This window comes from Embleya sp. NPDC050154 (assembly GCF_044460165.1).
Classification (GTDB): domain Bacteria; phylum Actinomycetota; class Actinomycetes; order Streptomycetales; family Streptomycetaceae; genus Embleya.
In genome coordinates, this window is the sequence record NZ_JBITJP010000002.1 from 469890 (window position 1) to 492724 (window position 22835).

Here is a 22835-nt window from a genome sequence, read left to right on the forward strand (position 1 = left end):
CCGCACCGGACCACCCGCTCCGGCGCCTCCCCGGCGAGGCAAGCGGGCATCTCACCGGAGAACTCAGGGCTCCTGACCGCCGACGTCCCGAGACCGGGCCGACGGACAGCGCCCAACGCCAACCTGTGGGCACGAGGCGGTCCCGCGGCCGACCCCACCAAGGCGCGACGCACGCCGAGAGCAGTGCTCTCCATGAAGAGTCGGGCCACTCGGGAAGGCGTTTCGGGGAAACCTCGGCGGACCAGCCCACTCCCTCCGCCGCTGCGGGTGCCTTTCCTGCCGAGCATCTCGCCGGAAGGCTCAGGCTCCACCAGCGGCGACCTGCAACCGGGGCCGACCGACACCGCCAACGCCGACCGGCGAGCACAAATCCACCCGCACCCAGCCCCCAACACGCGACGCATACCGAGAGCACTGCTCTCCGCAAACAATCAACCCACTCGGGAACGCGCCCCGGCCGGCCCCACTGGCCTACCCACCCCCGGCGTTGTCGGAGCCTTCCTGCCGAGCAAACCGCGTCTCACCGGAAAACTCAGGCTCCACCACCGGCGACCCAAGGCCAACCGACGTCGGCCAACGCCAACCCATGAGCACAAAGCCACCCGCATACCGCCCCACCAATGCGAAGTGCACACCGAGAGCAGTGCTCTCCGTCAAGAGCACTGGTCACTCGCGAACGCGCCCCGGCCGGCCGCACCGGGCCGCTCACTCCCTCCACCGTCGCCGGCGGCCGTTCCTGCCAAGCAAAGCCCGCATCTCGCCGAAGAACTCAGGCCCCACCACCGGCGACCCGGGACCGGACGACCGACACCGGCCAACGCAGACCCTGAGCAAAAGGCCGGCCCGCTCGACCCCGCCGACGCGCAACGAACGCCGAGAGCAGTGCTCTCTATGAAGAGCACTGGTCACTCGGGAGGCTGCTCGACAAAAGCTCGACCGAAGACCCGCCCCTCCTGCCACCGTTGGTCGCTTTTTCTGTCGGCTCAGCCCCCGGCTCGCCGGACGACGCAACATCCTCGACAACCCCAAGCAGGCTTCATCCCGAGCCGCCCCGGCCGCGCGCACCGCGTCTCAGGACCACCTGCCCCGCCCAGCCGGGTGAAGCGCCTCGGCCTTGCGCCGCCCCGACCGGCCGCTCTCACGCCAGTTCGTGGAACGCGGCTGCGACCTCCGTCCAGCGTTCCACCGCGCCGGTGTCCTCGCGCCAGGTGCTGACCGCCGAGTACGCGACCACGCGGGTCGCGACGCCGCGGTAGCGGTTCATCAGGGCTTGGGCCAGGCCGTCCCACGGGGCGCTCACCGTCAGGCTGTCCAAGACCTCGTCGTCGATCGCGGCGGCCATGCCCGCGCGGTCCTTGGCGGCGAAGAGGCGGTTCAGGCGGGGTTGGAGGTCGTCCCAGCCGTGGGTCTCGAAGACCTTGGCGTAACCGGGCGTCGAGCCGTAGAAGGCCAAGCGCAGGCGCAGCTTCTCGCGTTCGGCCTCGATCTCCTCGTCGGTGTCGCCGGTCGCGGTCATCACCGGGCAGACCAGCGCGAAGTCGTCGGCCGCGCCGCCGGCGGCGAGTTGGGGGCGGACCACCTCCTCGATGTAGCGCACGCTGTGCAGCGGGTGGACGTGCAGGCCGTCGGCCACCTCGCCGATCATCCGCAACATCCACGGGTTGACCCCGGCCAGGTAGATCGGCGGGTCGGCGATCGAGCCGCCCGGCGTCCACTCCGGCGTCATCAGCGTGAAGCGATAGAAGTCGCCCTTGAACCGCAGTCGTTCCTCACCCCGGAAGGCCGCCCAGATCGCCCGCAACGCGCCGACGTACTCGCGCAGTCGCGGCCCCGGCTGGTCGAACTCGGCCGAGTAGCGCCGCTCGATGTGCGGTCGTACCTGCGTACCCAGGCCCAGGACGAAGCGTCCGCCGGTGGCCTCGGCGAGTTCCCAGGCCGCCGACGCGGTGACCATCGGGCTGCGGGCGAAGGCGACCGCGATGCCGGTACCGATGGTCAGGCTTTCGGTGGCCAGCGCCGCGGCGGTCGCGGCGGTGTACGCGGTGCGGCCGCCTTCGGTGAGCCATAGCCCGTCGAAGCCGGCCCGCTCGGTGGCGGCTGCGGCGCGTTGCATGCCGCGCAGGGTGAGGCCGGCTGCCATGACATCGAGCTGAGGGGGCGTCACTTGTTCTCCTGTACCGAGGATTTCGCGGTTTCCGCTTCGTGTACACGGTCCCACGCGCCGGTGACCGTGCCGGTCCAGCGCGGCGCGCGCCGTTCCGACCAGGCGCGCGGGCCCTCGCGCGCGTCCTCGGTGCCCATCAGGATGCGGTGATAGGCGGTTTCGAGCCGCTCGACCTCGTCCGGGCCGGCGTCCGCCCACAGCAGGCGTTTGGTGAGCGCGGCCGACACCGGGTGCACGTTGGTGGCGATGTCGCGGGCGATCTCCAGCGCGGCGGGCAATACCTCGGCCGCGGGCAGCGCGCGCGAGGCGAGCCCCAGCGCGAGTGCCTCGCTCCCCCGGAACGTACGCCCGGTCAACAGGATGTCGGCGGCCACCGCTCGCGAGGTGGCGGCCGGCACCGTCCAGTGCGACTGCGCGTCGGGCACCATGCCGCGCCGCACCTGGGGAATCGCCAATTTCGCGTCCTCGGCCACGATCCGGATGTCGCACTGCATCGCCAGCGTGAACCCGATGCCGATCGCGTGCCCGTTGATCGCCGCGATCACCGGCTTGCGCACGGCCCAGGCGGGCGGCCGAACCGGCGACGCGCTGAACTCCCGCGCACGCGCAGGCGCAGGCGCACGCCCACCGGACCCCGGCTTCGGCTTCGGCTCCGGTCCGTGCGCCGACCCCGGCGCCGCCGTCGACCCCGGCCCGGACCCTGACCTCGGCTCCGGCCCCGCAAAAGTGTCCGCAGCCGGCGACATATCGGCCCCCGCGCAGAACGCCCGCCCCGCGCCGGTCAGCACCACAACCCGCACCGCGTCGTCCGCATCGCAGCGCGCGTACGCGTCTCCCAGGGCGATGCCCATCCCGCCGGAGAACACGTTCAGCTTCTCGGGCCGGTCAAGCGTGATGACGGCGATGCCGTCGCGAATGGCGAACTGGATCACTCTCGGACGGTAGGCCGATTCCTTGACAAGGTCAAGCGAAGGCTTCGAGGTCGACTCACCAGATCGTTGACCGAATCAAGGGATGCTCCTTAGGGTCTGACCAACCAATGTCACGAGGGGACTCCACACCATGACCAACCCGTTCGGGTTCGAAGGTAAGCGCGTTGTCGTCACGGGAGGCTTCTCGGGTGTGGGAGCCGCCCTGGTCGAGGTGCTGGCCGAGCAGGGCGCCGAGCACATCACCGTGCTCGACCTCAAGGAGCCGACCGGCTCGGCGCACACATTCATCCGGACCGACCTGTCGGACGCCGCGTCGGTCGACGCCGCCGTCGACACGATCGACGGCCCGGTACACGCGCTGTTCAACAACGCGGGCGTGGCCGGCACGCTGCCCGCACCGGCGGTGTTCGCGATCAACTACCTCTCGTTGCGCCGGTTGACCGAGGCGCTCGTGGCCAAGGGTGCACTGCCCGAGGGCGCGGCGATCGTGAACACCGCATCGATCGCGGGGATTTCGTGGCCGGCCCACCTGGAGGCGATCAAGCAGTTGATCGCGATCGAGGACTGGGACGCCGCGCAGGAATGGCTCGCGAGCAACGAACTCGGCAGCGACGCCTACAGCTACAGCAAGGAGCTCGTGCAGGTTTACACGATGCACTACGCCCGTACGGCCGCGGCGAAGGGCCTGCGGATCAACAGCGTGTGCCCCTCGCCGATCGACACCCCGCTGCTGCCGGACTTCCGCAAGACGATCTCCGACAAGGTGATCGACTGGAACATCTCCCAGGGCAACGGCCGACTCGCCACCGGCCGCGACGTCGCCCTCGCACTCGCCTTCCTGGGCGCGGACGCCTCCGGCTTCCTCAACGGCGTGAACATCAACCTGGACGGCGGCTTCAACGCCGGCCTGACCGTCGGCAACCTCGACTTCTCCGGCCTGGCGTAGCGCGCGCGACACCCGACACGACGCCCCGTCACCCGCCGAACCGGGCGACGGGGCGTGCCTCCTAGCCTCTGGTGCGCGGGGCCGGCAAGGGGGCGCCGGCTCGGCGGCGAAATCGTCCCATCAGGTTCACGTCGCCGGCGCCATCCGTACGGCCCGAGGCAAGGCGCACGAGGTGCCGGGGCCGGCGTTCGAGCCGGCAGGGTTCCGTGGCACTCGGACGATGCCTGATCTGCGGTGTCCCGATCCACACCCGAATACTGAACATCCGAACTACTGTGGATCTCATGCCAACGGCTTACGAGGACGTGCCCTTCAGCGAGCTGCTCCACCATCCCGCCGCGACCACGCGCAGGCTGGACTCCGTCCGCGCGCTACGACTGCGCTGACGCGACGCCGGGGACCTCGCCCTGATGCGTGTCGACCAGATGGAGCAAGACACCTCGGTGATGGGTTTCGCGTCACGCCTGCCGGCCGGTCTGGCGCGAACCGAGAACGTCGCCGCCTTGCGCCAGGCACTACCCGAAGCCCTGCCGTGGAGCACGTTCCTACCCGCCGACGACATAGACACCCTGCTGTCCGAACTGGTGGATACGGCGCGCGGCGCGGTGGCCCTGGACAACCTGGCCCCGATCGCGCTCCTGCTCACCCAATGGCGGCACAGTGCGGAGATCCACGCGGATCCCACCCTGCTCTCGATCCTCACCCGCGAGCCGGATGGCGACCTCGGACCGGTGCCCATGCCCGAGGCAACGGGGTGAGCCCGAAGCGCGGAGACCGCGCCGCGCCGCCGCCGAGCGGTGACGAAGACGACCTTCGTTTCGCCAACGGCGAGGCAGCCGACGGCTGGGAACACACTCGAGCCGCCAGGCAGCGGGCAATGTGCGCCGCGCGTTCGAGAAGATCCGGGTCGCTCCCCGCGCCGTCGACAACCCCAACCGTCAGCACCGCCTCAAGGGCAAACAAGCACCTTCAAAGGCCGGGAACTGGAACGTTGGCAATACGACGTCACCGCGTATCTGGTATCTCCTCGACGACGTCAACCACATCGCGTGGATCAGCTACGCGGGTACGGGCCATCCCAAGGCCACGGACTGAAGCCGTTCCACACTCACAACCACCGCGGGATCGCACCGCGTTGGGGGTGTAGACGTGAAGTCGAGCCGCGGATTCGACGTCGAATGGGCCGTCGAATCCTCGACCTCTCCGGACGCGCCTGGACGGCGGGTTCAACGCCGGACCGACCGTCGGAAACCTCGACTTCTTTGGTCTGGCGTAGCGCGAGCCGCGCACCGAGGGGACGATGCCCCGTCACCCGCCGATTCGGGCGACGGGGCAGGCCGATTGCCTCAGCCGCGCAACGACGCCGTGAGCACACCCCACGAACCCGCAGACACGACCAGGCAACCCATGCTGGGGTCCTTGCTGTCGCGAACGGGGACGAAACCCGGGAAGCCATCGGCCACTTCGACGCACGCACCTTGATCGTCGTTGCTGTGGCTCGACTTGCGCCAGGTCGCGGCGCTCAGGTCGGGAGTTGTGTGCATGCCTCGTGCTCCTTCCGGACGGCGGTTCAACGCCGGACTGACCGTCGAAGACCTCGACTTCTCCGGCCTGGCATGGCGCAGGCCGCACCCCGACACGACGCCCCGCCACTCACCGAACCCGGCAACGGGACAGACTGATTGCCTCAGCCGCGCAACGCCGCCGTGAGCACACCCCACGAAGCGACAGGAACAACCAGACACCCGACGCTCGGGTCCTTACTGTCGCGGACCGGGACGGCGCCGGGAAAGTCGTCGGAGACCTCGACGCACGCGCCCTGGTCAGGGTTGCTGTGGGTCGACTTACGCCATGTGAGTGCGCTTATGTCGGGAGGTGTGAACATCCTTCGTACTCCTTTAGAGCTGCACGGATCATGACCGCCGATTCCCTCGGGTCAAGGGCGTAGGCGCATGCGCGATCGTAGGCCAGCCGACGTACTCGGATGGTGTCCGGATCTTCAACGATCTGTCCGAACATGCCCCCTCAACATAGACGACAGTCACGTCTTCCAACTCGACCACGATCTGGGTTACGTCACTGATGCCAAACCCGGCATTGCGGTAGGGCAGCACCCTGATCATCCCGTGCTCGTGATCCATGAGCGCCAGGAGAGATTCGAGTTGTGCGCGCATCACCTCCGCTCCGCCGATCCACCGGTATAGCACCGCCTGATCGATGAGGGCCATGAAGTAGGAGCCGCTCTCCCTGTCGAAGATGTGGCGTCTACCCATTCGTGCGGCTACACGGACGTCAAGCTCCTCGTCGGTGGCTCCCAAGTCCGCGTTTTGGAACAGGGTACGAGCGTAGGCCGGCGTCTGAAGCAGTCCGGGGATGTACAGCCCCGCCCACTCGCCGAGGCTCAGTGCCTCGTTCTCCAGGCTCATGTACTCCAAGTACCGATCCGGGAACCGCACTCCGCGCAGCATCTCGAACAGAGCCGTGAACAGTCCGTTCGTGCCGAAGGCGGCGTCGAGCTTCGGGCACAGTTCCTCCGGGACCGGACTGTCGCAGGTCTCGAAGCGGCTCATCGACGCCTTGCTGTAGCCAACGACGTCGGCCAACTCCGTTACGGACATGCCGGCTCGCGTTCGATGCTCGCGAATCTGGGCGGCCACGCGCTGACGAGGTGATCCGTTTGTCGGATCGGTCCGACGCTCCCGGAATCGCACACCCGTACCCCTCTTCGTTCCAATTGCATCCGCAACGGTGGGCTTCTTCAAAGGCTAGGGCGATTGGCCGATCCTGAACCACAGAGTGGCCGAATAACCACCCACCGCAACCGCTGGGGTCACTCCGGCGCGGGATGGACTTCCGCGTGCGTCAAAGACCGTCCCGACCGACCGTGCGGGGCGAGGAGTCGGCACAGCCGTTCCGTGGTCGAGCGGCGGTCCGACGAGGGATGGGAGGTAGGGGGCGAGTGAATGCCTGGACAGCGCCTCGCCCCCTGCGTGCCCCGAAACGAGAAAGGACACGTCATCACGATGACAGATCGCATCGGATGGACCCAACGAAGCTCGACGCTCGTGTCGACACCGGAACGCGACGCGCAAGACGAGCAGTTGCGCCTGCTCGTCCGGAAGTGGGTCGACGAAGCGGACTTCTGCGCCCTCCGACCTGCCCCGCGTGCCCCGCATCCGACGCCGGTCCTTCGGCACCTGCGTTCTCATCGTCGTTGGTGGAGGACTTGGCAGACCCGGCGGACCTCGCAGACCCGGCGGGTCTCGCGGTTGACGGTGCGGTTTCGCACGTCGCGCTCGGGTGGACGGGACGGGCGATGACCGCCTCGTCGAAGCAGAAGCAGCTTGCGGGGAGCACGCAGCGGGACCTCGACAGAGGCCGCGCGTTCTTCGAGCGCTACCGGCACGCGTGGTGCCGCGACGCCTACTCCGGTCGTGAAGGCGTGCTCACGGATGTATGGGGCCGGCAGGTCCACCTGCGCCTGCGAAGCGGCATCGAATTCACGTGTCGAATCCGGGACCTGGTCATTCTCCGGCTCCCCCGGCCGGTCCTGTACGAGCGCGTCGCGTACGTCGGAGCGGAGGACGCGAAGGAGCGGCCGGTCGGCGCGGTCATGGAGTTGTGGGCCGTGGACAAGGGCACATTGGCGATCGTGCAACCGCCGACCGGTCCCGCCTGGTTCGCGCTGTCGGCGGACCTCGAACCGGTCGACCGCCCTATGGGCCTCGTGGCGGATTGGGCGAACCCCCCGTTTCCGAATGGAAACCCGAGAGCCGTGGACAACGTCGCGCCGTCCCCGATCGGCGGCGAATACGGCCTCGACCGCACCGATATCGGGGCTACCGACGGCACGTAGGACTTTGCCGGCGGTCCGATCCCGAACCCGGGCGTCGGATAGCGGACAGTCGAAACCCGGATACGGATGCGGCCGGCTTTGTGGACAAGTCGATGGCTCACGCAAATTGCCGGGGCTTCTCGCAACGAGAAGCTCCGGCAATTTGGGGTATGACGAATTGTCAGGCACGCCACCCGAAGGCGTCGGTCGTGCTCAGACGGCGGGGTCCTCGACGGCGGCGGGAATCTCGCCCTCTGCCATCTCCTCGACGAATCGCTGCAACAGGGTGGCGAACGTCTCGCGGTCCGTGTCGCTCCAGCGGTCGAGCATCTCGCTCATCCGCCGATCCATGACGTCGTTGAGCCGGCGCCGGACCGAGTCGCCGCGCGGCGTCAGCGAGACGAGGCTGACCCGCCCGTCGTCCGGGCTGGGCGAGCGCCGTACGTAGCCGTCCCGCTCCAGTTGGCCCACCTGGCGGGCGGTGGCGCCCGGGTCCATGTTGGTCATGCGCGCCAACTCCCCCATGGGGAGCGGACCTTGCTTCTCGATTCGGCGCAGCAGCACATAGGCGGGCTGCGAGATGGTCGCGCCCGCCGCGGCGGCCTGGCCCGCGTACACTCGGCGGCTGGCGTGGCGCCGAAGCAGGGCCTCCAGCGCCCGCTGGATCGCTTCGACGTTTTCGGTGGAGTTCACCCGACCATGATAGCAGTCCTTGACTGCGTCAATTTAATACTGTGCGATAACGTGCATATCTCGGGCCGGATTTCGAAGCCGGGTCGGGTTGGGTTGTACACCGCGACTAAAGGTTCGGCATTGCGAACCCGCGAACGGGGCTTCACATCCAGGGAAGGCTCACGGAGAGCCGAGGAGCGGGGTCTGCGATACGTACGCGACGCACCCGCGATCATGTGTGATCACACATGTTGCTTTCTGCGGCCCGGCGGCGGGCCTAAGCGACTCGGCTAAGCGGTCGCCTCGGTCCCGACGGAGGAAACGAGACCGAGACGACCTGCCCATGGACTATGTCAGTCGTCAGACGATCAGACAATGGCAACCGGATTGATGGGGCTACCCGTTGCGCCGGTGACCGGAAGCGGCGCGACACACAGCAGGCACGAATAGGCGCCCTCCTCCGCCATCGCCTCGGCGAGCTCGCTCAACCACAGGTGTTCGAGAAGCGGGACTCCCGATTCGACCAGCAACGCGATGTGTACCGACAGGAACCGATCGTCGAACGGAATGCACTCGATCGCACTGTTGTCCGCGCCCACGACGCTGATGTCCCGCGCCCGGACGTACTCCACCGCGTCGAGAGACAGGCCCGGCTGCGCGAACGACGGTTCGCGGCCCGAGGCCGTGATGGCGCGGTACTCGTCGAGGTAGCCGGTGCGGACCAGCAGCGCGTCGCCGGGGCGGACCTCGACGCCCTGTCGCTCGGCGCAACCGGCCAGGTCGGCGCCGGTGATCTTGTATCCGCCCTCCAGATACTCGATATCGAAGTACCGAGGCAGGTCCAACAGCACCGCCCGAGTCGCGAAGGCGCCGAGCTTGTCGATCCCGCAGCGGCCGGCGCCGGTGTGCGAGCGGAACGTCTCGGCCGGGAAGCCGTTGTAGAAGCGGCCCTTGGCCTGCACGTGGCACAGCGCGTCCATGTGCGTGAGGTTGTGCGACGGGATGATCAGCACGTCCTCGTTCGAGCCGACGTCGTCACCGCCCTCGAACCCCTCGAACATCGCGTCGGTCTGGCTGACCAGGGTGAGCCGCTGCGGTGAGCCGCGGAAGTCGAAGGCGGGCTGGTTGCCGCGCGTGATGGGCAGCGCGAGCGAGTACGAGCGCCCGGTCCGAATCTCGTGCGCGGCGGCCCGGACGCCCGCCGGTTCGATCAGGTTGAGCGCCCCGCGCTCGTCCTCGGGGCCCCAGCGGCCCCAGTTCCCGGCGGCGGGCACCGGCTCGTCCGTACCGGGTCGGGTGTCGTCCGTCATGGGTCGGCGGTCCTCTCGGGCGGCCGGCCGGATCGGCGATCCGCAACCGGCGGGCGGGCCGGTCGGATCGGCGATCCGGCCGGTCGATCCGGGCCGGGCGGGCCTCAGAACGCGATGACGCCGCGCGCGATCCGGCCGTTGTGCATGTCGTCGAGCACGTCGTGGAAGCCGTCGGCGGGATAGACCTTGGAGACCAGCGCGTCCAGGTCGAACTTGCCCTGGCGGTACAGCTCGACGATCGCCCGGATGTCCTCGTGCGGACGCACCCCGCCTGCGCGCGTGCCCAGGATGCCCCGGTCGCACTGGAGCAGGTTGGCGATCCGGATGTTGGCGGTCGCGGTCTGCGCGGGCTGGCCGACGGCGATCAGCGTGCCGCCCCAGTCCAGGGCCTCCATGGCGTTCTCCAGTACCGACGGGATGCCGGTGCACTCGAAGATCCAGTCCACGCCGCCCGCGCCGAATACGCCGACTTTGACCTCGTCGCTGTACGGGAACAGGGTGCGGATCTCGTCCGCGACGTCCACGTCCTTCCCGGACTTGACGAAGTCGGTCGCGCCGAACTTGCCGGCCAGTTCGAACTTGCCGGGCACGGTGTCGATGCCGACCACGCGGCCGGCGCCCTTGAGCCGGAGCGCCTGGACGGCGGACAGGCCGACGCCGCCGAGGCCGATCACGGCCGCGGTCTGACCGGGCAGTACGTTCGCCCGGTTGAGCACCGCGCCCGAGCCGGTGACCACGCCGCACGGCACCAGGCACGCGGAGGTCAGCGGCACGTCCTTCGGGATGGTCACGCACTGGATTTCCTTGACCAGGGTGAGCTCGGCGAAGGTGGACGCACCGGCGAAGTTCCACACCGGCTCGTCGCCGATCGCGAACGGCGTGCCCCGGTTGCCCAGCGTCTGGCGGCAACGATTGGGGTGGCCGGTCTGGCAGTGCCGACACATCCCGCACGCGGCGATCGTGGTGATCACCACGTGGTCGCCGGGCGCGACCGTACCGACGCCCGCGCCGACCTTCTCCACGATCCCGGCGCCCTCGTGCCCGAGCACGGACGGCGTGGGCCACTCGATGACGCCCTCCAGCACGCTGACGTCGCTGTGGCAGACCCCGGTCGCGACGATCCGTACCAGAACCTCACCGGCCTCCGGGTCACGTACGGTGACATCGTCCCGGATCTCGGCGCCCGTGGCGGTGTGCAGGATCGCGCGCATGTACCGTCTCCTCGTTCCGGGCGGACGGCCCGCCGCGAGGTGTGTTCGCCGCGCACCGGACCGGCCCACCCCAAGCCGAACTTCCACATCCTTGATCACTACAACGATGTCGATTATTCACCGCGCGCCGAAGAGGTCAAGGCATAGCGGGCCTGGGATCTGACGACCCGTCGGACGTTTGACGACGGCGGTCGCCGGGCGCGGAGGCGGGCGCGAGCGGCGATCGTGGGCGCGTCGAGGGCGCTCCTCGAAGGGCGCGCCCCGCCGACCGCGATCCGTCGGATGCACGTCTTGCTCGACCCGCCGCGGTCCGGAGCCGTGCGCGTCCCGCTCGAACCACCCGCGGCACGGAGCCGTGCGCGTCCCGCTCGAACCACCCGCGGCACGGAGCCGTGCGCGCCCCGCTCGACCCACCGCGGTCCGGGGGCACCTCTGGCCCGCGACCCGCCTCGACCCACCGCGACCCTCAAGCGCGCGTCCGCTCAGTCCACCGTCGGACTGCGGCGTTCCAGGAGGATGACATCGCGCCAGCGGCCGTGGTGCCGGCCGACCCGCTCGCGGGTGCCGATGGTGCGGAAGCCCAGAGCCGCGTGCAGGGCGAGGCTGCCGGTGTTCTCCGGGAAGACGCCGGCCTGGATGGTCCACACGCCGGCCGCCTCGGTCGAGGCGATCTGCGCGCTCAACAGGGCGCGGCCCACTCCCCGGCCCGCCGCGTCGGGATGGACGTAGACAGAGGTCTCCACCACACCGCGATAGACCGCGCGCTTGGACGTCGGGCTCGCGGCCACCCAACCCAGCACCGTGCCGGTCGCCCCGTCGAGCGCGACGAAGCGGTGCTCGGGCAGTTTGCCCGCGTCGAATTCGGCCCAGTCCGGCGCGCTCTCCTGGAAGGTGGCGTCCCCGCCGTCGATGCCGAGCTGATAGATCGCGAGCACCTGGTCGGCGTGCTCGGCACGCATCGGCACGATGGTCGCGGTCGTGGTGGCGGTGGTCATGATGCTCTCCGGGGACGCGGTGGCCGGCAGAACCACCATCCTCACCGAATGGACATGCGCCTTCGCACCCGCCCCGGTATAAATCGCCGAATGGGATCACAGGCTGCACAGGACGTGGAATCGACGGTCGCACACGCCGTCGCGGTGTTGACCGAGGCAACCGAGAGCGAACGGGACTGGTCACGCCCGGCGGGCGAATTGGAATGGGACTGTCGTTACACCCTGGTCCACATCGTCGGCGATCTGTACGTGTACGCCGGCCAGATCGCGTCGGGCCGGATGGACGACTACCTCCCGGTGGACATCGAGGCCGACGCCGACGCGACGCCGGCCGAGATCCTGCACGCGGTCCGGGCCGGCGGGGCGCTCCTCACCGCCATGGTGGCCACCCGGCCCGACTCGGCCCGCGCGTTCCATCCGTACGGGATCTCCGACCCGGACGGCTTCGCGGGAATGGGCATGATCGAGGTCATGGTCCACATGCACGACCTGGCGGCCGGGCTCGACCTGGCCTACCGGCCCGATCCGCAGATCTGCGCCCGCGTGCTGGCACGGATGTTCCCCGACGCGCCGACCGGTTTCGACGCCTGGCCCACCCTGTTGTGGTGCACCGGCCGTACCGAACTCCCCGGTCACCCGCGCCGGGTCGGCAAGTGGCGCTGGCAGGGCCTCCCCGCGACGTAGGCCGGGGCCGTCGAATCCTCCGGGTGGAGGACGTCGATCCAGGCGCCCCGCGTCTACGCTGCTCGCGTCCGAGCGCCGCGTCGCACGCCCGGAGCCGAGTACCGCACGCGCGGTGCCCGGCGCCGACACCGGGTACCCGTCGCGCGTCGCATACCCGACCGCACACGCCCGTCGGAGGTACGCACCATGCCCGCACCGTCCCTGGATGGACTCGGCTTCGCCCCGCTCGATCGTCCCGAGCACGGCGAGGTGGACGCTTCCACGTTCTTCACGTACCACGAGCGCGACGGCGTGGTCTGGGCCGAATACAGCGGCGGCGACATCGTGCGGGGCCACCTGATCGGCACTCGCGAAGCGGACACGCTGGACTTCCGCTACACGCAGCTCAACCGGTCCGGCGCCACCGCTTCGGGGCACTGTGTCAGTGCCGTGGTCGTGTTGCCGGACGGGCGGATCCGGCTGGAGGAGAGCTGGGAGTGGGAGTCCAGGCCGGGCAGCGGTACGAGCGCCGTGGAGCAGGTCCCCGAGGCGCGGACCTGACACCCGGTCGGTTGTCGGACGCGGTATCTACGTTGAACCCCGACGGACATCGCGACCGAAGGGGTGGGCCATGGGATTCAACGGGGACATCGTCGTATTACGCGCACAGACGCCGTTGACGGACCTGGCCCCCTTCGTCGGCGGAAGCGGACATCCGGTCTACGGCGAGTGGTCCTACCTCGACGGCTGGCGTGCGGTGCACGTGCGGCACTTCGAGGATCCGTACGCCTTCCAGGGGCCGTGGCTGACCGACTTGGCCGCCCGGACCGGCTCTCCCGTACTGGTCTGCGGCGTGTTCGAGAGCGATGTCGCGCACGTCCAGGGGTTGAGCGGGACGCACTTCTGGGAGGGCTGGCTCGATCCCGGCACCGCCGCCTCGCGGTTGGCCCAGGACCGGTGGGAACGCGCGGGCGGGCGGGGCGACTTCGCCCGGGTCCGGGACGAGGCCGCCGCGTGGCTGGAGGAGGATCGGCCCCGCGTCGCGGAGGCCGCGGTCCGGTGGGCCGCGGCGGCCGGGTACCAGGTGCGGCCCGAGCCCGTCCTGGAATTGTTGGCCCTGAAGCGGGATCCGTTCGTCGAGCGGTTGTTCTTCGAACTGCTGACCCGCCTCGGCCTGGTGGCGGCGCCCGCGCGGTAGGTCGATCGCGGTCCCGGGGCGCTCGCGGCTCACGCGGCCCCGGGCCGCTCGCGGCTCATTCGACCTTGCGCACCTCGGTGTCCTCCGGCCGGATCCGCCGGCCGTCCGCGGCGTGCACCTCGAGCGCCCGCAGCGGCCGGCCGTCGCGGCGGTCCAGCAGGCAGGACTGCGGCTCGGCCGGCTCGAACCAGTGCGCCTCGCCCCACTGCCGCAGAGCGACGATCACGGTGAACAGGTCGCGGCCCTTGGCGGTCAGCACGTACTCGCCGTAGGCACTGCCGTCCGACGCGGGCACCACCTCCATGATCCCGCCGGCCACCAGTGCGCGCAGTCGTGCGGTCAGGATGTTCTTGGCCACGCCCAGGCTGCGCTGGAACTCGCCGAACCGCCGGCTCCCGTCGAACGCGTCGCGCACGATCAGCAGCGACCACCAGTCGCCGATCGCGTCCACGGACCGGGCCACCGGACACGTGCTGTCGTCGAACCGCGTGCGCTGCACCATGCCTCGTCCTCTCCTGCCGGGCGATCACCCACCATCACCCTGGTTGCAACATGCTACCAAGCTCGTCTAGCGTGCATCTGGTGGCAATTTGCAACCAGATGCACGAGGGGCGGGACATGGCAGCCGAGCACGACGTGCCGGAGCACACCGAGGAGCGGAACGAACACAGCACCGCGGAGAGGACCGAAGCGCGCACCGGGAAGGGAACCGACGCGGGAACAGGGATGGGGACCGAAGCCCGAACCGGCGCGCGAATCCGGGAAGCCGTGGGCACCGCGTCGATCGCCGGATCCGGCTCGCTCTCCCGTGCGCTCACCCTCGTCTTCGCGATCGCCGCCGGCGTCGCCGTCGCGAACGTCTACCTCGCCCAACCGCTCCTGGTGACCATGGGGCACGACCTCGGCCTCGCCGCAGGCACCGTCGGGGTCGTGGTCACGCTGACCCAGGTCGGCTACGGATTCGGCCTGTTCCTGCTGGTCCCGCTCGGCGACCTGGTCGACCGTCGCCGGCTGCTCGTCGGCCAATTCGCGCTGCTGGCCGCCGCGTTGGCCGGTGTCGGGCTGGCCGGCAACGCCGCATCGCTGTTCGTCGCGATGATCGCCGTGGGCCTGCTCGCGGTGGTCACCCAGGCGGTCGTCGCCTACGCCGCCGCACTGGCCGCGCCGGCCCAACGCGGTCGCGTCGTCGGTTCGGTGACCAGCGGCGTGGTCACCGGCATTCTGCTCGCCCGAACGGTCTCCGGCACGGTGGCCGACCTGGCGGGCTGGCGCGCGGTGTACCTCGGCTTCGCCGCGCTGACCCTGGCGCTGGCCGGGACGCTGTACCGAGTGCTTCCGCGTCGGCGCGACGATCGGGTGCCCGCTTCCGTCGACACGCCGCCGTCCGACCGCAAGGCGCCACCGTCCTATCGCAAGCTGCTCGTCTCGACGGTGACGCTGTTCGTCGAGGAACGCCTCTTCCGGGTCCGCGCGCTCTTCGCGCTGCTGATCTTCGCCGCCTTCAGCACCCTGTGGAGCAGCGTCGCGCTCCCGTTGAGCGAGCCGCCGCTGTCGCTGTCGCACACCGCGATCGGCGCCTTCGGCCTGGCGGGCGCGGCCGGGGCGCTCGGCGCGATCCCGGCCGGGCGGCTGAGCGACCGAGGACACGCGAACCGGGTCACCGGAATCGCGCTCGTGCTGCTCACCCTGTCCTGGCTGCCCCTCGCCTTCACCCGCCAGTCGCTGTGGGCACTGGTCCTGGGCACCATCGTGCTCGACCTCGCCGTACAGGCGGTGCACGTGACCAGCCAGACGTTGATCCACCCGCTGCGCCCGGACGCCGGCAGCCGGCTGATCGGCGGCTACATGATCTTCTACTCGATCGGCAGCGCGGGCGGCGCGATCGCCTCGACCACCCTGTACGCGGCGGCCGGCTGGCTCGCGGTGTGCGCACTGGGCGCGGCCTTCGGAGCGCTGGCACTGCTGGTGTGGGTGCTGGAACTGGTGCGCGCACACCGGATGGAGGGCAGGTCCGCGGCACCGCCCGTCACACCGTGATCAGTACGTTCACGACCACGCCGACGACGAGCAACAGCAGCAGCCAGGACCACGGCGGACGCAGCGCCGGACGCGGTCGGGAGGATCGGTCGCTCACGGTCGACTCCTTCGTCGTTGCCGCCGACCGCTCCGGGTGAGCCGCCGACCTGCACAAACGTAGGATTTCGTGGCGGTGTCCCGGCAGCCCGCACGCGCCCGTTCCGATGGTGGTGCGCGCACCACCATCGGGACACCCGCGGCTCGGCTACCTCTCGCGCGCGGCGGCGGAGACCATCGAACGAGCCCAGGAAAGGGGTCGAGCGGTGCACACGAAACCCGAACCGCCCGAAGCACGCGCCGCGCTCCCCACAGGGCGAGCCGCACTCTCCGGCCTGCCCGCAGCCCGCGCCGCGCTTCGCGGCCTGCCCACCCGGCTGGGTCTGCTCGCGCGAGCCGGCGGCACCGGCCTCCTCGCCCTGCTCGCGCTGCCCGTGGTCCTCATGTGCGCGTGCCTGTACGTCGCCGGCTTCGGCCTGCCCCTGCTGACCCCGCTGCTGCGCGGGGTGCGGCGACTGGCCGGCGCCGAACGCCGTCGGGTGGGCGTCGTGCTCGGCGGCCCACCGGTGCCCGAGCACTATCGCCCCCTCGACGGCCCCCTGCTCACCCGCGCGCGCATCGCGCTGACCGACCCCGCCGGCCGACGGGACCTGCTGTGGCTTCCGGTACACGGCCTGAGCGGCACCCTCGCCGCCGTGCTCGGCCTCGGCCTGACCATCAGCGCCGTCAACAACCTCACCATGCCGCTGTGGTGGTGGGCCGTGCCGGGTCGGGCGCCGTCCGGCGTCGGCTTCGCGGTCGATTCGTGGTGGAAGGCCGCGGCGATGCTCCCGATCGGCGCGGCGGTCGCGGTGCTCGCGGTCGCCCTGGCCGCACCGCTGCTGCGCGGCCAGGCCCGGCTGACCCGGCCGCTGCTCACCCCGCCGGACGGGTCGGTGGTCGAGCGGCTGGCCGAGGTCACCGCGAGCCGAGCCGCCGCACTGGACGCGCACGGCGCCGAACTGCGGCGGATCGAACGGGATCTGCACGACGGTACGCAGAACCGACTGCTCGCCGTGGTGCTGCATCTCGGGCTGATCGAACGGGCCCTGGAACGCGATCCGGAGCAGGCGCTGCCGCTGGTCCGACGCGCTCGACGGGCGGCCGGCGACGCACTGGACGAGTTGCGCGACGTGGTGCGCGGCATCCACCCGCCGATCCTGGCCGAACGCGGCCTGGACGGCGCCATCTCGGCCTTGGCCGCCCGCTGTCCGGTGCCCTGCGTCGTGCACACCGCCGGGCTGACCCGCACACCGGCCGCGGTGGAGACGGCCGCGTACTTCGTCGTCGCCGAGGCGTTGAACAATGTGGCCAAGCACAGCCGCGCCGCACACGTCGAGGTCCGGCTGACCCGCGAGGAGGACACGCTGGTGATCGAGGTCGAGGACGACGGGCGCGGTGGCGCGGACGAGCACGCGGGCAGCGGCCTGGTCGGCATCAGGCGGCGCACGGCCGCGCTGGACGGCCGGTTGAGTGTGCACAGCCCGGTCGGCGGACCGACCCGACTGCGCGCGGAGTTGCCGTGCGGGTGGTGATCGCGGAGGACGACGCGCTGCTGCGCGAGGGCCTGGTCCTGCTGCTGACCGGTGAGGGCTTCGAGGTCGCGGCGGCGGTCGACAACGGCGCCGACTTCCTGGCCGCCGTCGCGGCGCACGGCCCGGACGTCACGGTCGTCGACGTGCGACTGCCGCCGGACTTTCGCGACGAGGGGCTGCGGGCCGCGATCGAGGCCCGGCGGCGCCGGCCCGGGCTGCCCGTGCTGGTGTTGTCCGCCTATGTCGAGGACCGGTACGCCGCGGAGTTGCTCGCCGACGGCAAGGGGGCGACCGGCTATCTGCTCAAGCAACGGGTGGGCGATGTCGACGAGTTCGCCGACGCGCTGCGTCGGGTGGCGGCGGGCGGCACGGTGATGGATCCCGAGGTGGTGGCCCAACTCCTGGTCCGGCGCCGCTCCGACGACCCGCTGCGTGAACTGACCCCCCGCGAGCGCGAGGTGCTCGCACTGATGGCGGAGGGCAGGTCGAACACGGACATCGGCCGGCTTCTGGTGATCAGCGAGGGCGCGGTGAACAAGCACATCCGCAACATCTTCGCGAAGCTCGGGCTGGCCCCCGACGACGCGGGGCATCGACGGGTGCTCGCCGTACTCGCCTATCTGAACGGCTGAGCAAACGAGCACCCGCCGACCGAGTGCCGGGAGGCCGGGGAGGCCGCGGCCTCACGCGTCGAAGGACTCCTTGCGGGTGCGCGGGCGCTTGCGCGCGGCCGGGATCGCTCGCGGTGCGGCGCCCTCGACCACGGTGTTGGTCAGCGTGCCGATTCCCTCGACCGTGAGCGCGACCGTGTCGCCCGGTCGCAGCGGCGGCAACTCGCGTCCCAGACCCCACAGTTCACCCAGGCAACCGCCATTGCCGCAGGTGCCGGTGCCCAGTACGTCACCGGGTCGGACCCAGGTGCCACGCGACGCGTAGGCGACCAGTTCGGCGGGCGGCCAGCCCATGTTGACCAGTGAGTCCCGGCCGACCTCGACGCCGTTGACCGACGCGCGCATGGCCACGTCCAGGAAGCCGTCCGCGTCCCGGTGGACCTCGAACTCGTCGGCGGTCACCAGCCACGGGCCGAGCGTGGTCGCGGTGTCCTTGCCCTTGCACGGACCCAGGCCCACCCGCATCTCACGGGCCTGGAGGTCGCGCGCCGACCAGTCGTTGAAGATGGTGTAGCCGATGATGTGCTCCGCCGCCTGCTCGACCGTCAGGTCCTTGCCCGCGCGGCCGATCACGATGCCGACCTCCAACTCGAAGTCGAGCACGTTCGACCCGGGCGGCATCGGCACCACGTCGCTCGGGCCGATGATCGCGTAGGGGTTGGTGAAGTAGAAGGTGGGCAGCTCGTACCACTCCGGCACCACGGTCGCGTCCGGGCCCTGCACGGTGACCGCGACGCCCTCGACGTGTTCCTCGAACGCCACGAAGTCGCGGACGGTGGGCGGCTGTAGCGGCGGCAGCAGCCGCACCTCGGCGAGCGCGACCGCCGGCTCCGACAGAGCCCGCTCGCCCGCCGCGCGCAATTCCTCGGCGCCGCGCTCGATCAGGCCGAGCAGCGTGACGCCCACCGGCAGCGGGTGCACGACGGCGTCGCCCGCACCGGCCACGACTCCGCAACGGGTCGAGCCGGCCAGGTCGAAGGTGGCGAACTTCATGCGATTGCTCCCTGTTCCGATACGTGCCGAGCACCGGCGACGCGGCGTCGGTATCGCTGAATGATCACAGGTAAATGATCACTGCCCCATGATCATCGCCACATGATCACAGAGCCACAGGGGTCGGCCCACCGTGTCAGGACAGCAACTTCGCGCCGGTCTTCGCGCGCACCTCGTCCTCGGTGACGTCGGGAGCCGTCTCGACCAGGAGCAGGCCGCGGTCGGTGACGTCGATCACCGCGAGGTCGGTGACCACGCGCTGGACGCAGCGCCTGCCGGTGAGCGGCAGCGAACACGTCTCGACGATCTTGTGCTCGCCCTTCCGGGACACGTGCTCCATCAGCACGATCACCCGACGGGCGCCGTGCACGAGGTCCATCGCGCCGCCCATGCCCTTGATCATCTTGCCGGGGATGGTCCAGTTCGCCAGGTCGCCCACCGCGCTGACCTGCATCGCGCCCAGGATCGCGGCGTCGATGTGACCGCCTCGGATCATCCCGAAGGACAGCGCCGAATCGAAGAACGAGGCACCCGGCAGGACCGTGACGGTCTCCTTGCCGGCGTTGATCAGGTCCGCGTCGACCTCGTCCTCGCGCGGGTAGGGTCCCACTCCGAGCAGCCCGTTCTCCGAGTGCAACACCACGTGCACGCCGGCCGGGATGTGGTTGGGCACCAGCGTGGGCAACCCGATGCCGAGGTTCACGTACGACCCGTCGGCCAGCTCGGCCGCCGCCCGCGCGGCCATCTCGTCCCTGGTCCAGGCCATCAGTCGCGCACCGTCCCCCGCGCCGCCGGCGCGGTGATCGTGGTCTTCTCGATCTGCTTCTCGGCGGCCTGGGCCGCGCTCAGGACCACCACCCGTTGCACGAACACGCCGGGCAGGTGCACCTCGTCCGGGTCGAGTTCGCCCGGTTCGACCAGTTCCTCGACCTCGGCGACGGTGATCCGCCCGGCCATCGCGGCGAGCGGGTTGAAGTTGCGCGCCGACTTGTCGAACACCAGATTGCCGTGCCGATCGCCCCGGGCCGCCCGGACCAGCGCGTAGTCGGTGGTGATCGACTCCTCCAGGACGTACTCGACCCCGTCGAAGACCCGCACCTCCTTCCTCGGCGAGGCCACCACGACCGCGCCGGCCGCGTCGTAGCGCCACGGCAGACCGCCCTCGGCCACCTGGGTACCGACGCCGGCCGGGGTGAAGAAGGCCGGAATGCCGCACCCACCGGCCCGCAGCCGTTCGGCGAGCGTGCCCTGCGGGGTGAGTTCGAGCTCGATCTCACCGGACAGGTACTGCCGGGCGAACTCCTTGTTCTCACCGACATAGCTGCCGGTCGCGCGCGAGATGCGCCCGGCGTGCAGCAGGATGCCGAGTCCCCATCGGTCCACGCCGCAGTTGTTGGAGACGACCCGCAGATCGCCGGCGCCCTGCGCGTACAGGGCCCCGATCAGCACCGAGGGAATCCCACACAGCCCGAACCCGCCGACCGCGATCGAGGCCCCGTCCCCGATATCCGCCACCGCCGCCTCGGCCGTACCGACCACCTTGTCCACGCCATCTCCGATCACCCACCACCCCGACCCCCCGAAGCTATGCGCCCACCCCCCGCCCCACCCCCCAACCTTCCACCCACCGGAAACCCACCAAAAGCGCCGGCCAGGCCACCCCACAGCCCAACCGGCGCTCCCACAACCACCCAACCCGCCCGCAACCGACCACATCCAACTCGGCCGACCAACCCAGCCCGGCCGGCGCTTGAGGCCACCCAGCCCGGCCGGCGCATGAGGCCACATAGCCCGTGCGGCGCTTGAGCACACCAGCCCGGCCGGCGCTTGAGACCACCCAGCCCGGCCGGCGCTTGAGGCCAACCCAGCCCGGCCGGCGCTTGAGGCCACCGGACCGCAGGTCGACCAACCCCCGTCACGCGAAGCGAAACCGCAGGTCGGCCAACCCCGTCACGCGAAGCAAGAGAGCGGCTTGCCGTCGTTGAACGTCACCATGTCCCCGAGCGCGCCGTATATGTCGATCGCCCCCGCCCGCTCGACCCCGTTCAACTCCGCGTACGCACGATGCAGGTTGCCCACGATCCGCTCCGGGTCGGACAACGCCGCATACTCGCCGAGGTCCGTCTCGCGCGCCACGCTCAACGGGTCCAGCCCCGCGTCAAGCCCCTTGCGCGCGGTCTCCAGCACGAAGTTCGTGTACCCGATCGCGTAGTCGATCTGCTCCGGACCACACACCTCGCCGTGTCCGGGAACCAGCGTGGTGGCGCCCAACTGCTTCACCCGCTCCAGCACTTCGAGGTAGCCGGCGGGCGAGCCCATCAGCAGGAACGGAGTGCCGCCGTTGAAGATCAGGTCGCCGGTGTACAGGACGCCCTGCTCCTCGAGCCACACCACCGAGTCGTTCGAGGTGTGCGCGGCGCCGAAGTGCCGTACCTGCGCGCGCAGATCGCCCGCGTACACGGTGACGCCGTCGGTGAAGGTCAGGAACGGCGGGACCGCGCGCACTCCGCCCCAGCCGACGCCCGGCCAGATCGATTCGACCTCCATGATCCCCAGATTCAGGATCTCGGTCCGGGTGTTCTCGTGCGCCACGATGGTGGCCGACTCGAACAGGTAGTTCCCGTTCGTGTGGTCGCCGTGGTGGTGGGTGTTGATCAGCGTGCGCACCGGGGCGTCGGTGTGCTTCGCGATCGTCTCCAGGAAAGTGCGGGTCCGGGCCTCGGTGGCACAGCCGTCGATCGCGACGACGCCCTCCGGACCGACCAGGAACCCGGTGTTGTTGATCCACCAGGTGCCGTCCGGCTGGATGTACGCGTACGCTCCGTCGGCCACCTCCTGGACGCGAGGCGGATCCATCCGGCCGTGATCGTGCTGCGACGTGCTCATCGATACTCCCGATCGACTGGGGGTGTGCGTTGACGTGCATACACCGCCGACCACCCCGTGCGCAGCCTGACGAGCCGTCAGGTGCCGCGTCCGGTAGGGCTTGTCCGGGATGTCCCGGGCCCGGCGGGCGATTCGGGGTCAGTTCACCGCGCGGCCGGTGAACGCGGCGAGCCGGTCGGCGGGCGGCGCGTCCGCGGCGACCGGCTGCTCCGGGCCGAACGCGCGACCCTCCCCGCGCGCGGCGTCCGGCAGGGTCTTGCGCATGCGCTCCAGGAGCACCTCGGCGAGCTCGGGGTCCAGATCGGTCGGCTTGCCCAGGGCGCGGGCCAGGTCCCACGCGTGCACGAAGATGTCGCCGGTGGCCAGGCCGAGCAGGAAGCCGCCGCTCTGCTCGCCGAACGGGGTCTTGATCGCCGCGGCGATCCGCTCCGGGGTGAAGGTCGCGAGCATCGTCTCGACGACCGCCTCGAAGTCCTCCCGGGGATCCTCGGAAACCGGCTCGGTGGGCCCGGCCAGGGCCGCCGCCAGACCGCGCTGCGCGCCGGTGGCATGCGTGAGCAGACCTCGTACGTCCCACTGATCACACGGACACTCGAGCCCCAGCTGTTCGTCGCCGACCTCGGCGAGCAGCGGACGGAAGGCGTCGACGGCGCGCCTGTACTGGGTTATCTGGTCCACGAGGACTCCTCGGGCAGGTGACGCCGCGCGGGCA

Annotated in this window: 25 protein-coding genes; 10 read left to right on the forward strand and 15 right to left on the reverse strand. The window is 70.3% G+C overall.

What is annotated here, in order from left to right; genetic code table 11:
• Nucleotides 1-1138: 1138 nt before the first annotated feature.
• Complete coding sequence (locus tag ACIBSV_RS05685; protein WP_395859692.1) at nucleotides 1139-2164, reverse strand: TIGR03617 family F420-dependent LLM class oxidoreductase; 1026 nt, start codon at nucleotides 2162-2164, stop codon at nucleotides 1139-1141.
• Nucleotides 2161-3096, reverse strand: coding sequence for an enoyl-CoA hydratase/isomerase family protein (locus tag ACIBSV_RS05690; protein ID WP_395859693.1), 936 nt, complete (start codon nucleotides 3094-3096; stop codon nucleotides 2161-2163). Before ACIBSV_RS05690 ends, ACIBSV_RS05685 begins: the two co-directional genes overlap by 4 nt.
• Before the next feature lie 130 nt (nucleotides 3097-3226).
• On the opposite strand from ACIBSV_RS05690, the gene ACIBSV_RS05695 reads away from it, so the two are divergent.
• From ACIBSV_RS05695 to ACIBSV_RS05705, 3 genes are all read left to right on the forward strand, one after another.
• Entirely contained in the window at nucleotides 3227-4042 is an 816-nt protein-coding gene (locus ACIBSV_RS05695) for a coniferyl-alcohol dehydrogenase (RefSeq protein WP_395859694.1), read from the forward strand.
• Between the two features lie 410 nt (nucleotides 4043-4452).
• Nucleotides 4453-4800 carry a hypothetical protein gene (locus ACIBSV_RS05700; protein ID WP_395859695.1) on the forward strand — a complete coding sequence of 116 codons (348 nt, stop codon included), beginning with the start codon at nucleotides 4453-4455 and terminating at the stop codon, nucleotides 4798-4800.
• Between the two features lie 121 nt (nucleotides 4801-4921).
• On the forward strand, nucleotides 4922-5137 hold the full coding sequence (locus tag ACIBSV_RS05705) for a hypothetical protein (RefSeq protein ID WP_395859696.1): 216 nt from the start codon (nucleotides 4922-4924) through the stop codon (nucleotides 5135-5137).
• A 251-nt stretch (nucleotides 5138-5388) separates the two neighbouring features.
• Here ACIBSV_RS05705 and ACIBSV_RS05710 read toward each other — a convergent pair whose 3' ends face one another.
• The 3 genes from ACIBSV_RS05710 to ACIBSV_RS05720 all read right to left on the reverse strand — a co-directional run bounded on the left by ACIBSV_RS05710 (nucleotide 5389) and on the right by ACIBSV_RS05720 (nucleotide 6699).
• Entirely contained in the window at nucleotides 5389-5586 is a 198-nt protein-coding gene (locus tag ACIBSV_RS05710) for a DUF397 domain-containing protein (RefSeq protein ID WP_395859697.1), read from the reverse strand.
• Nucleotides 5587-5729: 143 nt separating this feature from the next.
• Entirely contained in the window at nucleotides 5730-5927 is a 198-nt protein-coding gene (locus ACIBSV_RS05715) for a DUF397 domain-containing protein (protein WP_395859698.1), read from the reverse strand.
• A 28-nt stretch (nucleotides 5928-5955) separates the two neighbouring features.
• Nucleotides 5956-6699: a Scr1 family TA system antitoxin-like transcriptional regulator gene (locus ACIBSV_RS05720; protein ID WP_395859699.1), complete on the reverse strand. Its 744-nt coding sequence runs from the start codon at nucleotides 6697-6699 to the stop codon at nucleotides 5956-5958.
• Between the two features lie 659 nt (nucleotides 6700-7358).
• Between ACIBSV_RS05720 and ACIBSV_RS05725 the strand changes: the two genes are divergently transcribed.
• On the forward strand, nucleotides 7359-7898 hold the full coding sequence (locus ACIBSV_RS05725; protein ID WP_395859700.1) for a hypothetical protein: 540 nt from the start codon (nucleotides 7359-7361) through the stop codon (nucleotides 7896-7898).
• Between the two features lie 192 nt (nucleotides 7899-8090).
• Here ACIBSV_RS05725 and ACIBSV_RS05730 read toward each other — a convergent pair whose 3' ends face one another.
• The 4 genes from ACIBSV_RS05730 to ACIBSV_RS05745 form a co-directional block, all read right to left on the reverse strand.
• A complete protein-coding gene (locus tag ACIBSV_RS05730) occupies nucleotides 8091-8570 on the reverse strand; it encodes a MarR family winged helix-turn-helix transcriptional regulator (RefSeq protein ID WP_395859701.1) in 480 nt (159 codons plus the stop codon).
• A 347-nt stretch (nucleotides 8571-8917) separates the two neighbouring features.
• Nucleotides 8918-9859: a cyclase family protein gene (locus ACIBSV_RS05735; RefSeq protein WP_395859702.1), complete on the reverse strand. Its 942-nt coding sequence runs from the start codon at nucleotides 9857-9859 to the stop codon at nucleotides 8918-8920.
• Between the two features lie 104 nt (nucleotides 9860-9963).
• Nucleotides 9964-11070 carry an alcohol dehydrogenase catalytic domain-containing protein gene (locus tag ACIBSV_RS05740; protein ID WP_395859703.1) on the reverse strand — a complete coding sequence of 369 codons (1107 nt, stop codon included), beginning with the start codon at nucleotides 11068-11070 and terminating at the stop codon, nucleotides 9964-9966.
• Between the two features lie 482 nt (nucleotides 11071-11552).
• On the reverse strand, nucleotides 11553-12065 hold the full coding sequence (locus tag ACIBSV_RS05745; protein ID WP_395859913.1) for a GNAT family N-acetyltransferase: 513 nt from the start codon (nucleotides 12063-12065) through the stop codon (nucleotides 11553-11555).
• A gap of 90 nt (nucleotides 12066-12155) precedes the next feature.
• Between ACIBSV_RS05745 and ACIBSV_RS05750 the strand changes: the two genes are divergently transcribed.
• The 3 genes from ACIBSV_RS05750 (at nucleotide 12156) to ACIBSV_RS05760 (ending at nucleotide 13926) form a co-directional block, all read left to right on the forward strand.
• Nucleotides 12156-12749 carry a maleylpyruvate isomerase N-terminal domain-containing protein gene (locus ACIBSV_RS05750; RefSeq protein ID WP_395859704.1) on the forward strand — a complete coding sequence of 198 codons (594 nt, stop codon included), beginning with the start codon at nucleotides 12156-12158 and terminating at the stop codon, nucleotides 12747-12749.
• A 186-nt stretch (nucleotides 12750-12935) separates the two neighbouring features.
• A complete protein-coding gene (locus tag ACIBSV_RS05755) occupies nucleotides 12936-13289 on the forward strand; it encodes a hypothetical protein (protein WP_395859705.1) in 354 nt (117 codons plus the stop codon).
• Between the two features lie 70 nt (nucleotides 13290-13359).
• Nucleotides 13360-13926, forward strand: coding sequence for a hypothetical protein (locus tag ACIBSV_RS05760; RefSeq protein WP_395859706.1), 567 nt, complete (start codon nucleotides 13360-13362; stop codon nucleotides 13924-13926).
• A gap of 55 nt (nucleotides 13927-13981) precedes the next feature.
• Here ACIBSV_RS05760 and ACIBSV_RS05765 read toward each other — a convergent pair whose 3' ends face one another.
• The gene (locus tag ACIBSV_RS05765) at nucleotides 13982-14428 is read right to left on the reverse strand and encodes a winged helix-turn-helix transcriptional regulator (RefSeq protein WP_395859708.1); all 447 of its coding nucleotides are present in this window, start codon (nucleotides 14426-14428) and stop codon (nucleotides 13982-13984) included.
• A gap of 80 nt (nucleotides 14429-14508) precedes the next feature.
• On the opposite strand from ACIBSV_RS05765, the gene ACIBSV_RS05770 reads away from it, so the two are divergent.
• From ACIBSV_RS05770 to ACIBSV_RS05780, 3 genes are all read left to right on the forward strand, one after another.
• A complete protein-coding gene (locus ACIBSV_RS05770) occupies nucleotides 14509-15963 on the forward strand; it encodes an MFS transporter (RefSeq protein WP_395859709.1) in 1455 nt (484 codons plus the stop codon).
• Nucleotides 15964-16265: 302 nt separating this feature from the next.
• Entirely contained in the window at nucleotides 16266-17573 is a 1308-nt protein-coding gene (locus ACIBSV_RS05775) for a sensor histidine kinase (RefSeq protein WP_395859710.1), read from the forward strand.
• Entirely contained in the window at nucleotides 17561-18205 is a 645-nt protein-coding gene (locus ACIBSV_RS05780) for a response regulator (protein ID WP_395859711.1), read from the forward strand. Before ACIBSV_RS05775 ends, ACIBSV_RS05780 begins: the two co-directional genes overlap by 13 nt.
• Before the next feature lie 51 nt (nucleotides 18206-18256).
• Here the strand turns inward: ACIBSV_RS05780 and ACIBSV_RS05785 are convergent, their stop codons facing one another.
• The 5 genes from ACIBSV_RS05785 to ACIBSV_RS05805 all read right to left on the reverse strand — a co-directional run bounded on the left by ACIBSV_RS05785 (nucleotide 18257) and on the right by ACIBSV_RS05805 (nucleotide 22801).
• Nucleotides 18257-19237: a fumarylacetoacetate hydrolase family protein gene (locus ACIBSV_RS05785; RefSeq protein ID WP_395859712.1), complete on the reverse strand. Its 981-nt coding sequence runs from the start codon at nucleotides 19235-19237 to the stop codon at nucleotides 18257-18259.
• 136 nt (nucleotides 19238-19373) lie between these two features.
• A complete protein-coding gene (locus tag ACIBSV_RS05790) occupies nucleotides 19374-20003 on the reverse strand; it encodes a 3-oxoacid CoA-transferase subunit B (RefSeq protein ID WP_395859713.1) in 630 nt (209 codons plus the stop codon).
• Nucleotides 20003-20785 (reverse strand): CoA transferase subunit A, encoded by a 783-nt coding sequence (locus ACIBSV_RS05795; protein WP_395859714.1) that lies wholly within the window; start codon nucleotides 20783-20785, stop codon nucleotides 20003-20005. Before ACIBSV_RS05795 ends, ACIBSV_RS05790 begins: the two co-directional genes overlap by 1 nt.
• Before the next feature lie 402 nt (nucleotides 20786-21187).
• Nucleotides 21188-22123, reverse strand: a complete 936-nt coding sequence (locus ACIBSV_RS05800; RefSeq protein ID WP_395859716.1) for an MBL fold metallo-hydrolase — start codon at nucleotides 22121-22123, stop codon at nucleotides 21188-21190.
• A 138-nt stretch (nucleotides 22124-22261) separates the two neighbouring features.
• Nucleotides 22262-22801 (reverse strand): TIGR03086 family metal-binding protein, encoded by a 540-nt coding sequence (locus tag ACIBSV_RS05805; protein WP_395859717.1) that lies wholly within the window; start codon nucleotides 22799-22801, stop codon nucleotides 22262-22264.
• Nucleotides 22802-22835 lie beyond the last annotated feature (34 nt).

Coding starts and splice junctions, on each gene's coding strand:
- ACIBSV_RS05725 (WP_395859700.1), top strand. CDS start 7,359: ATGACCGCCTCGTCGAAGCAGAAGCAGCTTGCGGGGAGCACGCAGCGG.
- ACIBSV_RS05735 (WP_395859702.1), bottom strand. CDS start 9,859: ATGACGGACGACACCCGACCCGGTACGGACGAGCCGGTGCCCGCCGCC.
- ACIBSV_RS05790 (WP_395859713.1), bottom strand. CDS start 20,003: ATGGCCTGGACCAGGGACGAGATGGCCGCGCGGGCGGCGGCCGAGCTG.
- ACIBSV_RS05710 (WP_395859697.1), bottom strand. CDS start 5,586: ATGCACACAACTCCCGACCTGAGCGCCGCGACCTGGCGCAAGTCGAGC.
- ACIBSV_RS05750 (WP_395859704.1), top strand. CDS start 12,156: ATGGGATCACAGGCTGCACAGGACGTGGAATCGACGGTCGCACACGCC.
- ACIBSV_RS05760 (WP_395859706.1), top strand. CDS start 13,360: ATGGGATTCAACGGGGACATCGTCGTATTACGCGCACAGACGCCGTTG.
- ACIBSV_RS05695 (WP_395859694.1), top strand. CDS start 3,227: ATGACCAACCCGTTCGGGTTCGAAGGTAAGCGCGTTGTCGTCACGGGA.
- ACIBSV_RS05755 (WP_395859705.1), top strand. CDS start 12,936: ATGCCCGCACCGTCCCTGGATGGACTCGGCTTCGCCCCGCTCGATCGT.
- ACIBSV_RS05715 (WP_395859698.1), bottom strand. CDS start 5,927: ATGTTCACACCTCCCGACATAAGCGCACTCACATGGCGTAAGTCGACC.
- ACIBSV_RS05800 (WP_395859716.1), bottom strand. CDS start 22,123: ATGAGCACGTCGCAGCACGATCACGGCCGGATGGATCCGCCTCGCGTC.
- ACIBSV_RS05765 (WP_395859708.1), bottom strand. CDS start 14,428: ATGGTGCAGCGCACGCGGTTCGACGACAGCACGTGTCCGGTGGCCCGG.
- ACIBSV_RS05740 (WP_395859703.1), bottom strand. CDS start 11,070: ATGCGCGCGATCCTGCACACCGCCACGGGCGCCGAGATCCGGGACGAT.
- ACIBSV_RS05785 (WP_395859712.1), bottom strand. CDS start 19,237: ATGAAGTTCGCCACCTTCGACCTGGCCGGCTCGACCCGTTGCGGAGTC.
- ACIBSV_RS05745 (WP_395859913.1), bottom strand. CDS start 12,065: ATGACCACCGCCACCACGACCGCGACCATCGTGCCGATGCGTGCCGAG.
- ACIBSV_RS05700 (WP_395859695.1), top strand. CDS start 4,453: ATGCGTGTCGACCAGATGGAGCAAGACACCTCGGTGATGGGTTTCGCG.